The sequence below is a fragment of the Streptomyces boncukensis genome, assembly GCF_011045075.1.
Taxonomy (GTDB): domain Bacteria; phylum Actinomycetota; class Actinomycetes; order Streptomycetales; family Streptomycetaceae; genus Streptomyces; species Streptomyces boncukensis.
Map to the genome: position 1 here is coordinate 1 of NZ_JAAKZZ010000223.1, position 11,632 is coordinate 11,632.

At 73.6% G+C, this 11,632-nt stretch carries 10 protein-coding genes and 1 pseudogene; 6 read left to right on the top strand and 5 right to left on the bottom strand.

Features of this window, described 5'->3' with window-relative positions; translation table 11 throughout:
• The 4 genes and pseudogenes from G5C65_RS20595 to G5C65_RS20610 all read left to right on the top strand — a co-directional run.
• Positions 1–1,184: pseudogene (locus G5C65_RS20595) on the top strand (hypothetical protein); the annotation flags it as partial.
• Between the two features lie 80 nt (positions 1,185–1,264).
• Entirely contained in the window at positions 1,265–2,155 is an 891-nt protein-coding gene (locus G5C65_RS20600; protein ID WP_165300365.1) for a pyridoxal-phosphate dependent enzyme, read from the top strand.
• 480 nt (positions 2,156–2,635) lie between these two features.
• The gene (locus G5C65_RS20605; protein ID WP_165300366.1) at positions 2,636–3,049 is read left to right on the top strand and encodes an ATP-binding protein; all 414 of its coding nucleotides are present in this window, start codon (positions 2,636–2,638) and stop codon (positions 3,047–3,049) included.
• Positions 3,046–4,002, top strand: coding sequence for an RNA polymerase sigma factor SigF (locus G5C65_RS20610; RefSeq protein WP_420903337.1), 957 nt, complete (start codon positions 3,046–3,048; stop codon positions 4,000–4,002). Before G5C65_RS20605 ends, G5C65_RS20610 begins: the two co-directional genes overlap by 4 nt.
• Positions 4,003–4,020: 18 nt before the next feature.
• Here G5C65_RS20610 and G5C65_RS20615 read toward each other — a convergent pair whose 3' ends face one another.
• Entirely contained in the window at positions 4,021–4,461 is a 441-nt protein-coding gene (locus G5C65_RS20615) for a hypothetical protein (protein WP_338146552.1), read from the bottom strand.
• Positions 4,462–4,598: 137 nt separating this feature from the next.
• Between G5C65_RS20615 and G5C65_RS20620 the strand changes: the two genes are divergently transcribed.
• On the top strand, positions 4,599–5,567 hold the full coding sequence (locus G5C65_RS20620) for a diacylglycerol/lipid kinase family protein (RefSeq protein WP_165300367.1): 969 nt from the start codon (positions 4,599–4,601) through the stop codon (positions 5,565–5,567).
• 310 nt (positions 5,568–5,877) lie between these two features.
• Positions 5,878–6,141 carry a WhiB family transcriptional regulator gene (locus G5C65_RS20625; RefSeq protein WP_016469673.1) on the top strand — a complete coding sequence of 88 codons (264 nt, stop codon included), beginning with the start codon at positions 5,878–5,880 and terminating at the stop codon, positions 6,139–6,141.
• A 126-nt stretch (positions 6,142–6,267) separates the two neighbouring features.
• On the opposite strand, the gene G5C65_RS20630 is transcribed toward G5C65_RS20625, so the two are convergent.
• From G5C65_RS20630 to G5C65_RS20645, 4 genes are all read right to left on the bottom strand, one after another.
• Complete coding sequence (locus G5C65_RS20630) at positions 6,268–7,809, bottom strand: PAS domain-containing sensor histidine kinase (RefSeq protein WP_241265936.1); 1,542 nt, start codon at positions 7,807–7,809, stop codon at positions 6,268–6,270.
• A gap of 259 nt (positions 7,810–8,068) precedes the next feature.
• Positions 8,069–8,707 (bottom strand): class II aldolase/adducin family protein, encoded by a 639-nt coding sequence (locus G5C65_RS20635; protein WP_165300368.1) that lies wholly within the window; start codon positions 8,705–8,707, stop codon positions 8,069–8,071.
• A gap of 25 nt (positions 8,708–8,732) precedes the next feature.
• Positions 8,733–9,812, bottom strand: coding sequence for an SIS domain-containing protein (locus tag G5C65_RS20640; protein WP_165300369.1), 1,080 nt, complete (start codon positions 9,810–9,812; stop codon positions 8,733–8,735).
• Positions 9,813–10,085: 273 nt separating this feature from the next.
• Positions 10,086–11,632 (bottom strand): glycoside hydrolase family 3 protein (locus G5C65_RS20645; protein ID WP_165300370.1); only part of this gene is annotated, 1,547 nt, incomplete at its 5' end.

The window sequence follows — 11,632 nt, forward strand, 5'->3', positions numbered from 1 at the left end:
TCCCCGGACATCCCGCGTACGCCCTCGACCCGGACCGCGCGCTCGACGCCACCGACCCCGCGTACCCCGGGTTCCCCCGTCCGCACGCCACCGACCGGCTCTCCGCGCTCACCGCACCCGTGGTGCCCGCGCCGCGCGCCGACCCGCCGCCCCCGGCGCCCTACCGACTGCGGCTCCTCACGGAGCCGGCACGGGGGCCCCGCCCGGACCCGGCTCTCCTCCCCAGCCGGGCCGGGCGGGGGCAGCCCAGCCGGTACGAGGCGGGCGAGGTCGCCTCCGTACACGAGCACGCGCGGTTCTTCGCCCAGCAGGCCGACCGGCACGGCGGCGGCCTCGTCCGCACCTCGCTCGCGGCGTATCTGGCGGGGCTCGTACGGCCGCTGCGCGCTGGTGAGGACAGCGCGCACCACCGCGGGCTGCTCGCGGGCGCGGCGCGGCTGAGCTTCCTGCTGGCGCGGGTGTACGCCGACGAAGGGCGGCACGGGCTGGCCCAGCGCGCGTTCCTCGGCGCGGAGGAGCTGGCGGCGGAGGCGGACGACCCGGAGGGCGTGGCGCTGGCCCGCAGGGCGCTCGGCTCGCAGGCGCACCAGCTCGGCCACCGGCGCGCGAGCCGGTCCCTGACCGAGTCCGCCTGCGCGGCGGCGCCGCCCGGGACCGCCCCCTCGGCACGCGCCTTCCTCTACGCCGGGCTCGCCGTCGCCAGGGCGGCGGACGGCGAGCGCGGCGGGGCGCTGGACGCGCTGCGCCGCGCCGAGCAGCAGCTGGCCAGCGCGCCCGCCGATCTGACGACGGGCCCGCGCAGCCCGGCCGGCGAGCCAGTGGGCTCGTACCAGGACGCGGCGCTGCTCTACCAGTCCAGCCAGGTGCGCGCGGCCCTGGGCGACAGCGAGGGCGCGATCGGTGATCTGCACGCCTCGCTGCGCGCCCGTCCGCCGGGCGAGCGGCGCTCGCGCGCCCTGTGCCAGGCGGAGCTGGCCGAACTGCTGCTCTCCCAGGGACGGCTGGAGGAGGCGTGCGCGTCCTGGCGGCGCTTCCTGGACGACAGCGCCGTGGTGCGCTCGGGCCGGGTGAGCGAGGCCCGCGCCCGGATGCCGCGCCTGCTGGGACCCTACGCACGGGAGAGGTGCGTGCGGTCCCTCCTCGCACAGACGACCGCGCCCGCGCCCGCGGCCCGCCACGGCTGAGCCGCCCGAGCCGCTGCGACGCATCAAGCAGGGGGCGGCGCCGGGCGCGGACGGCGGAGACGGGCGCGGAGAATGGAGAGGTGACCGCACCGCCCGTATCCCCGTCCCCCCGGCTCCCGTCCCCGCTCGACGAGGTGGCGGACGAGCGGTTCGCGCGCTACGGCGTACGGCTGCTGCTCAAGCGCGACGACCTCATCCACCCCGCGATCCGGGGGAACAAGTGGCGCAAACTCGCCCCCGTCCTGGCGGCGGCCGGCGGGGCGGGGCCGCGTGCGCTGCTGACGTTCGGCGGGGCCTACTCCAACCATCTGCGGGCCACCGCGGCGGCCGGGCGGCTGCTGGGGCTGCGCACCGTCGGCGTCGTGCGCGGCGAGGAACTGGCCGCGCGCCCGCTCAATCCGGTGCTGGCACGCTGTGCCGCCGACGGGATGCTGCTGCACTTCGTCTCCCGGTCCGACTACCGGCGGCGCGCGGCCCCGGAGTGGCACGCGCTGCTGCGGGAGCGGTTCGGCGCGTGCCTGGTGGTCCCGGAGGGCGGCAGCGGCCCGGCGGCCGTGCGGCACTGCGCGGAGCTGGGCCGCGAGCTGCGCGGGCGCACCGATGTCGCGGCCGTCGCGTGCGGCACGGGCGGCACCCTGGCGGGCATGGCGGCCGGTCTCGGCCCAGGTCAGCGCGGGCTGGGCATCCCGGTGCTGCGGGGCGGCCGGCTGGGCCGCGAGGTGCGCCGGATGCAGCGGGAGGCGTTCGGCGGACCACGGGGCGCCTGGTCGCTGGACGAGCGCTTCCACTGCGGCGGGTACGCGCGCACGCCGCCGTGGCTGACGGAGTTCGCCGAGGACTTCGCGCGGCGGCACGGACTGCCACCGCTGGACCGCGTCTATGTGGCGAAGCTGCTCCACGCGCTCACGGAGCTCGCCGCACAGGGCGCGTTCGAGCAGGGCAGCACGGTGACGGCGGTGATCACGGGCTAGCCCGCCGCGGCAACTACGCCACGTAATTGCAATCGTCACTCTCTGTACTCGTCAACGGGTCCATCCCGGCGCGTCATTGACGCAGCGTGACGATCACCACCGAACCCCCCTGCGCTATGCACATGTTTCGGCCCTTGTCCGATTGCGCGCCGCACGGGGCTATGAACGGTTCACGTGGCGGGTATCGAACTGGCGAGACCCGCCCACCGGTTCTCCGGGGACCCCGGAGCAGCGCCAGCGGTACCCATAGCTGCCAACGCAGCGTAATCATCCCGGAATTGAGTGGGCTCACCCCCTAGCCACGTACAGTGCCCATGTGTTTACTATGGGTGACAGCCACGGGCTGAGGCGGCGATGCGGCAGCGTAGATCCATGCGCTCGGCATCGTGACACGGATCGCGATAGCGTCACAGGCGAAACGAACCAACAGCCGCTTCGGCCCGCCCAGGCCAACCGGCTCGTGTCACCTTGGAGGTGAGGGTGTCCCAGATCGCAGGCGAGCCCGCGGCAAAGGACTTCGTCGAGGTCCGGCTGCCGGCTGCGGGTGCCTATCTGTCGGTGCTGCGGACGGCCACCGCCGGCCTCGCGGCCCGCTTGGACTTCACCCTCGACGAGATCGAGGATCTGCGGATCGCCGTGGACGAGGCGTGCGCGATCCTGCTCCAGCAGGCCGTTCCCGGCTCCGTGCTGAGCTGTGTGTTCACCCTGATCGACGACTCGCTCCGGGTCGCCGTCTCGGCACCCACCACGGACGGCCGCGCCCCCGAGCGCGACACCTTCGCCTGGACGGTGCTCGCCGCGCTGGCCGGAGAGGTGGACTCGACGGTGTCCGACGACCGTACGGTCAGCATCAGCCTGCGCAAGACGCGCGGTGCCGGCCCCGGAGCATCGTGACCGAGCACGAGGCGCGGGAGATGTGGGCAGGCCGCCAGAGCGCGGTCTCCCCGGGCATTCCCGAACAGCAGGCCCGGTCGCACCCGGCCGACCCGCCCAGTCAGCGACCGGAGCAGCCAGAGCGGACGGACGCGATGGACCAGCAGCAGGAGATCCACGGGCACGACACGACGGGCGAGCCCGGCGGACAGTTCGACCCGCAGGACCGCAGCGGTGCGCGGGCCCTCTTCCTCGAACTGCGCAAGCTGCCGGACGGCTCCGCCGAGCGCGCGGAGCTGCGCAACCATCTGGTGCGGATGCACCTCCCGCTCGTGGAGCACCTGGCCCGCCGGTTCCGCAACCGCGGCGAACCGCTGGACGACCTCACCCAGGTCGCGACGATCGGCCTGATCAAGTCCGTCGACCGCTTCGACCCGGAGCGCGGCGTGGAGTTCTCGACGTACGCGACGCCCACCGTCGTCGGCGAGATCAAGCGCCACTTCCGGGACAAGGGCTGGGCGGTGCGGGTGCCCCGCCGGCTCCAGGAGCTGCGGCTCTCCCTCACCTCCGCCACGGCCGAACTGTCTCAGCTGCACGGCCGCGCGCCGACGGTGCACGAGCTGGCGCGGCGGCTGTCGATCTCCGAGGAGGAGGTCCTGGAGGGTCTGGAGTCCGCGAACGCGTACAGCACCCTCTCCCTCGACGTCCCGGACACCGACGACGAGTCCCCGGCCGTCGCCGACACCCTGGGCGCCGAGGACGACGCGCTGGAGGGCGTCGAGTACCGCGAGTCCCTCAAACCGCTGTTGGAAGAGCTGCCCCCGCGCGAGAAGAAGATCCTGCTGCTGCGGTTCTTCGGGAACATGACCCAGTCCCAGATCGCGCAGGAGGTCGGCATCTCCCAGATGCATGTGTCCAGGCTCCTGGCCAGAACCCTGGCCCAGCTGCGGGACCGCCTGCTCGTGGAGGAGTGACCCGGAGCTCGCCGCGGGTCACTCCTGGCGGGGCCCGATGCCCAGCGCCTCCGTGGCCGCGGGGTTGACCAGGCAGCCGAGGACGGCGAGCGCGGCGGCGGCCAGCAGCAGCGCCAGCAGCACGGAGAAGCCGCCGTTCTGCATCAGCTGCCACGCCACCGGCAGCGCCAGCAGCTGCACGATCATCGAGGGCCCCCGGCTCCAGCGGCGGCACAGCCACAGTCCCCGCGCGGCGGCCAGCGGCAGCGCGGCCAGTGCCAGCACGGTCACGGCCAGCGTGACGGCCTGCGTCATGTCGTCGGGCTTGTCCGTGGCCAGCAGCACCAGCGAGACCACGCCGAACCCCGCCACGACCAGCCCCTCGATCCCGGTCAGCGCCGCGGCCACCGCGATCCGGCGCGGCCTGGACGCCGGGCCCTGCGCCTGAGGCGTCGGGGGTGTCTCCTTGTCGGTACTCACAGAGGCAGCGTAGGGCGTATCCGGCGAGTCCCGCCGGGCGAGTCCCGCCGGGAAGGTGCCGCCCCGTGCCGTTCGCCCGGCCCGGCGATGCCGGATCCGCTGGCCTTCCGACCCCCCGGGCTGGGTACGCTCGGTCCATGCGTGCGCTCCTCGTCGTCAACCCAGCGGCCACCACCACCAGTGCGCGGACCCGCGACGTGCTGACGCACGCGCTCGCCAGCGACCTCAAGCTGGAGGTGGCCACCACCGAGTACCGCGGCCACGCCCGCGACCTCGCGCGGCGGGCGGCGGAGAGCGGCTCGGCCGAGCTGGTCATCGCGCTCGGCGGGGACGGCACCGTCAACGAGGTCGTCAACGGCCTGCTGCACCACGGCCCCGACCCCGCGGCCCTTCCCGGCCTCGCCGTCGTGCCCGGCGGCTCCACCAACGTCTTCGCCCGCGCCCTGGGGCTGCCCAACGACGTCGTGGAGGCGACCGGCGCGCTGCTGTCCGCGCTGGAGTCGGGCAGCCAGCGCACGGTCGGGCTCGGCCTGGCCGGCGGGGTGCCGGGCACGGAGGACGCGGAGGCCCCTCCGCGCTGGTTCACCTTCACCGCGGGCCTCGGCTTCGACGCGGGCGTGATCGGCAGGGTCGAGCAGCAGCGGGAGCGCGGCAAGCGGTCCACGCACGCCCTCTACGTACGCCAGGTGATGCGGCAGTTCCTCGGCGAGCAGCACCGCCGTCAGGGGACGATCACGCTGAGTCGCCCCGGCGAGGAGCCGGTCGGCGAGCTGGTGCTGGCCATAGTCTGCAACACCGCGCCCTGGTCGTTCCTCGGGAACAAGCCGCTGTACGCGGCGCCCGAGGCGTCCTTCGACACCGCCCTGGACCTGCTGGGACTCTCCCGGCTGACCCCCGCGGCGGTCAGCCGGTACGCCACGCAGCTGCTCACCTCGTCGCCCGAGCGGGGACCGCACGGCAAGCACGCGCTCACCCTGCACGACCTGACGGACTTCACCTTGCAATCGCAGGTGCCGCTCCCCCTTCAGATGGACGGTGACCACTTGGGGCTGCGTACCAGCGTGAAGTTCACAGGCGTACGGCGTGCACTGCGTGTGATTGCGTAAGCGGAAGAGCCGAAAGTCCTTCTACTCGAACGTTTAGGCCAGGGTCCACCCACTGGAATGACGGCTGTGAGCGAGGCGACACCAAGGATTCCAAAAAAACTTGCCGGAAGGGGTTGTATCCGACGCCGAGGTTTGCGAGTCTCTTCATGGCGATCGGGACGGCCTTCCTCATAGGCCCCCTTGAGAGTCCGAATCCTCCTCTTAGTTCAGTGGGACCCGTCACAGTCATGCGGTCTCCCTTCCCCGTCGGATGGATTCGTGAAAGCGTTCACATTCACAAGCAAGCCACACACGAGGAGAGGTAGCAGCCATGGACTGGCGTCACCACGCCGTTTGCCGCGAGGAAGACCCCGAGCTGTTCTTCCCCATCGGCAACACCGGTCCTGCGCTGCTGCAGATCGAGGAAGCCAAGGCCGTCTGCCGCCGCTGCCCCGTCATGGAGCAGTGCCTGCAGTGGGCCCTGGAGTCCGGTCAGGACTCCGGTGTCTGGGGTGGCCTCAGCGAGGATGAGCGCCGCGCTATGAAGCGCCGCGCCGCCCGCAACCGGGCGCGGAACAACGCCGCGACCGCCTGACTGACGCCCACCGCCCTGCCACCAAGCTGCCCCCGAGCCGCAGCGCGCAGCGCTCTGGCCGAGCCCCGGCCCGTTGGATGAGAACGGGACCGGGGCTCAGTGCCGTTCAGAGCCCTGTTCGAGGGCTCACGCCCCGCCGGAACCCCCGGAGCTCCCGGAACTCCCGGGCCCCCCGGCCGCGTCCCGGTCCCGCTCCCGCGTCTCCGCCTCCACCGGCAGGTCGAACAGCACCCGCGTCCCCCCGCCGGGCGCGGGCTGCATATCGAAGCTGCCGCCCAACTCCCCCTCGACCAGGGTCCGCACGATCTGCAGCCCGAGGTTCCCCGCGCTGTGCGGGTCGAAGCCGGCGGGCAGCCCGCGGCCGTCGTCCTGCACGGTGACCAGCAGCCGGGCGTCCTCGTGCCCCGCTCCCCCGCCGCGCACGGCGTGCACCTCCAGCGCGCCCTGCTGGTCCGGGCCGAAGCCGTGCTCCATGGCGTTCTGCAGCACCTCGGTCAGCACCATCGACAGCGGGGTGGCGACATCGGCGCCGAGGATGCCGAAGCGGCCGCTGCGGCGGCCGGTGACCCGGCCGGGGGAGATCTCCGCGACCATCGACAGCACCCGGTCCGCGATCTCGTCGAAGTCCACCCGCTCGTCCAGGTTCTGGGACAGCGTCTCGTGCACGATCGCGATCGAGCCGACCCGGCGCACCGCCTCGTTGAGCGCGTCCCGGCCCCGGTCGGAGTCCATCCGGCGGGCCTGCAGGCGGAGCAGCGCCGCCACCGTCTGGAGGTTGTTCTTCACCCGGTGGTGGATCTCCCGGATGGTGGCGTCCTTGGTGACCAGCTCGCGCTCGCGGCGGCGCACCTCCGTGATGTCCCGCAGCAGGATCAGCGAACCGATCCGGCTGCCCTTCGGGTTCAGCGGGATGGCGCGCAGTTGCACGATGCAGTCGTTCGCCTCGACCTCCGCGCCGCGCGGCGCCCAGCCGCTGGCCAGCTTCACCATCGCCTCGTCCACCGGCCCCCTGGACGGCGCCAGTTCGGCGGTGGCCTCCCCCAGATGCAGGCCCACCAGGTCGGCGGCCAGACCGAGCCGGTGGTACGCGGAGAGCGCGTTGGGGCTGGCGTACTGCACCAAGCCGTCCGCGTCCAGCCGGATCAGCCCGTCCCCGACGCGCGGCACATGGTCCATGTCCACCTGGTGGCCGTAGAACGGAAACGATCCGGCGGCGATCATCTGCGCCAGGTCGGACGCGCTCTGCAGATAGGTCAGCTCCAGCCGGCTCGGCGTCCGCACGGTCAGCAGATTGGTGTTGCGCGCGATGACGCCCAGCACCCGGCCCTCGCGGCGCACGGGGATCGACTCGACGCGGACCGGCACCTCCTCGCGCCACTCCGGATCGCCCTCGCGGACGATGCGGCCCTCGTCCAGCGCCACGTCCAGCAGCGGACGGCGGCCCCTCGGGACCAGATGGCCGACCATGTCGTCCTGGTGCGAGGTGGGGCCGGTGTTGGGCCGCATCTGCGCGACCGACACATAGCGGGTGCCGTCCCGGGTGGGGACCCACAGCACGAGGTCGGCGAAGGAGAGGTCGGCCAGCAGCTGCCACTCGGAGATGAGCAGGTGGAGCCAGTCCAGGTCGGTGTCCGACAGGGCGGTGTGCTGGCGCACGAGGTCGTTCATGGAGGGCACGCCGCGAGCCTACCGGCCCGGGGGATGGACAGGAGGTTGTGGTCTAGTCCACAATTCCGGGGAACGTTCTTCTGCCTTCCCCGCACAGGAGGGCAGAGCGAGATGCGTGGCGCTCTCTGCCCTGACAGCGCCATGGGTCTTGCAGCTCGGGCCGTCGCGCCGGCCGGGTTGAGGGTCCCGGCCCGGCGCGCGGCCCGTCGCATTCCCCGCCGGACTCCCCCCGCCGGAGGCCCTGCCAGACGCCGGGGGCCTAGCCGTGCATGGCCTCGTCGGGAGAGACGGGGAACCTCGTCGTCCGGTCGCCCAGAAGCAGCGCGCGGTAGGTCGCCGTCGCCGCCTCCTCCAGATTCATGGCGCGCCGGAAGGCCATCCCGATGTCCGGCCCCAGCGCGGAGCACCCGTGGTGGGCCAGCAGCACGCAGTTGTGCTCCCTGGCCTGCTCGGCAGCGGTGTCCGCCAGCTCGTCCGAGCCGTTGGGGTGGAAGCCGGTGCGCCCGTACGAGCGGACGTAGACCGCGTGATCGAGCGTGAGCAGCCGGATCTCGTGCCCGAGCGCGTCCACCAGCACGGCGTGCTGGGGGTGCATATGCACGATCGCGTTCACGTCCTCGCGGACCCGGTAGGTGCGCTGGTGCAGCTTCCACTCCGTGGACGGCCGGACCGCGGCGGGGCCGCCCGTGACCTCGCCGTCCAGGGTCATGGTGGCGAAGTCGTCGGGCGTGAGGCGGTCGAGCCAGGTGCCGGCTCCGGTCACGACGTACTCGGTGCCACCGGGGAGCCGCGCGGACAGATTGCCGCCGCTGGCCAGCACGAAGCCCCGGGCCACCATCGTGGCCCCGACCTCGATCAACTGCTCGATCAGCCCGGGAAGCGAGTCCGGGTGCTTCATGGGATCCCCTCGCCGCTCTCGTCCGTCAGCGGGTCTCGGTGACCTTGGCGAGCGAGCGCGGCGCGTCCGGGTCCTGGCCGCGCGCGATGGTGACCTCGTAGGCGAGCATCTGCAGCGGCAGGATCTCGACGATCGGCTGGAGCTCCTCGGGCAGCCCGGCGGTGGGCAGCGCGAACCCGGCCGAGGCCCGGTCCACCTCGCTCTGCTCACCGATCACGACGAGGTCGGCGCCCCGGTCGCGGAGCCGGTCCAGGACGGGCTGCAGCGCCTCGCCGCCCTTGCCCTCGGTGACCACGGCGATCACCGGCGAGACGTTGTCGACCATGGCCAGCGGGCCGTGCAGCAGGTCGGCGCCCGAGTAGGAGAGAGCGGGGATGTAGCTCGTCTCCATCAGCTTGAGCGCCGCCTCCTTGGCGGTCGGGTAGCCGTAGCCGCGCGAGGTGAGCACCATGCGCTCGGCGAAGCGGTAGCGCGCCGCCAGCTCCCGCACCTCGCCCCTGCGGGCGAGCACCGACTCGGCGAGCTCGGGCAGGGCCTTCGCGGCCTCGGCCGCCTCGGCCCCCGCGCCGCCCCGCAGGCCCGCCACGAAGAGGTAGAGGGCCAGCAGCTCGGCCGTGTACGTCTTGGTGGCGGGCAGCGCCTTCTCGGCCCCGGCGAGCACGTCGATATGGAACTCGCTGACGGCGGCCAGCGGCGAGTCGGCGTTGTTGGTGACGGCGAGGGTGATCGCGCCCGCCGCGCGGGCCGCCTCGGTGGAGGCCACCAGGTCGGGGCTGCCGCCGGACTGGCTGATGGTGATCACCAGGCAGTCGGTGAGGTCCGGCTGGGCGCCGTAGGCGGTGGTGGTGGACATGGAGGTCAGCCCGCAGGGCTTGCCGAGCTGGATCTCCAGCAGGTACTTCGCGTAGAGCGCGGCGTTGTCGGAGGTGCCGCGGGCGGTGAGCAGGACGAAGCGGGGGTTGCGCGCGGCGATCCGCTCGGCGACCTCACGGATGGCGGCCGCCCCCTCGTCGAGGACGCGCCGCAGCACTGCGGGCTGCTCGGCCATCTCTGCGGCCATGACCTGGCCCGGGAGATGCGGCGACGGGGACGACGGGGCGGACATACCTGGTGCCTCCATGAGCTGAGCTGTGTGTCGACGACGATCCTACGATCCCCCTCACAAGAGGGGCGAACCCGCACACATTCGTCCCTTTTGACGGGCCGGCGCCCCGCCAGGGGCGCGGGGAACGGCGCGCCCCGCCACATCGGGCCCGCGGTCGGCGGCGGCCGGGAAGGGGCAGCCCCTGTCCGAGCGTCGCGGGCCGCGGACACGTCGCGGCTGGGCGGGCCGTTCCCCGCGCCCCTGACGGGGCGCCCTCGACGGAACGTGCGGACATCAGGGTTCGCCCGCGATCGCCTCCGCCGCGGCCCGCGCGCAGACCCGGGCCGCGCCGTGGGTCGCGATATGCAGCGCACCCCGCGGCGCCGCCTGCGGCACCCCCATCTCCACCACGACCGTGTCCGGCCGCGCCGCGACCAGCCGGTCGAGCGCCGCGCTCATCCACGCGTGCCGGTGCGCGTCCCGCACCACCGCGACGATCCGGCGTCCGTCGGCGGCCTGGAGCACCCCGCGCGCCAGCTCCCCCGCCCCACCGGAGTCCTCCGCGCCGCCCGCGTCGTCCGCGCCTGAGGGGTCGCCCGGGTCGTCGTACGTCGCCGTCTTCGTGCCCGGCAGCATCCGCTCCAGCTCGGCGCCGAGGCCCCACGGGGTCTCGTCGCCGACCGCGATGTTCGCCATCGGAGTGAACGCGGCCACGAAGACGGGCTCGGTCGGCGGCTCGTACGCGCCGTCACCGACGACCCGCAGCGCCCGGCGCGCGGCCTCCAGCCCCACGCCCGGCTGGCGGACCGGGGGCGCGGGCGCGCTGCGCGCCGCGCGCCCCCAGTCCGCCAGCGCGCGAACCCGTGCTGCGGCGTCGGCGAGCCGCTCCTCCCTCAGCCCGCCGTCGCGCACGGCCCTCACCAGCGCGTCGCGAAGCCGCAGCACGGTGTCTTCTCCGGCCAGTCCGCCACCCACGCAGATGGCGTCGGCCCCGGCCGTGATCGCGAGCACGGTGCCGCGTTCGAGGCCGTAGGTGGCGGAGATGGCCCGCATCTCCATTCCGTCGGTGATGATCAGCCCCTGGTGGCCGAGGCCGCCCTCGCTCTCCGGGGCCCGCAGCAGCCCGGTGAGCACGCCGGGGCTGAGGGTTCCGGGGCGCGTCGGGTCCAGCGCCGGCAGCAGGATGTGCGCGCTCATCACACCCTTGGCGCCCGCGGCGACGGCCGCCCGGAACGGCACCAGTTCGCGGGAGTGCAGCGTCTCCAGGTCGGCGTCGACGCGCGGCATGGCGTGGTGCGAGTCCACGGCGGTGTCGCCGTGTCCGGGGAAGTGCTTGACGCAGGCGGCGACGCCGGCCGACTGCATCCCGTCGACGTACGCCACGGTGTGCCGGGCCACGAGCGCGGGGTCGCCGCCGAAGGAGCGGACGCCGATGACCGGGTTGCCGGGGTTGGAGTTGACGTCCGCGGCCGGCGCCCAGTTGAGGTTGACCCCGGCGGCGGCCAGCCGGCTGCCCAGCTCGTTGGCGACGGTCCGGGTCAGCTCGGTGTCGTCCACGCGGCCGAGGGCGAGGTTGCCGGGGAACGAGGAGCCGGTGCGGGCCTCCAGCCGGGTGACGTCGCCGCCCTCCTCGTCGATGGCGACCAGCACGTCGGGGCGCACCTCGCGCAGCCGCGCCGTGAGGGTCGCGAGCTGTCCGGGCGAGTCGATGTTGCGTCCGAACAGCCCGACGGACGCGAGCCCTTCGTCCAGCCGCCGCAGCAGCCAGGCGGGAGCCGCGGTCCCGGTGAAGCCGGGCTGCAGCACGGCAAGCGCGTCCCGGGCGAGGGTGTCGGTGGGGC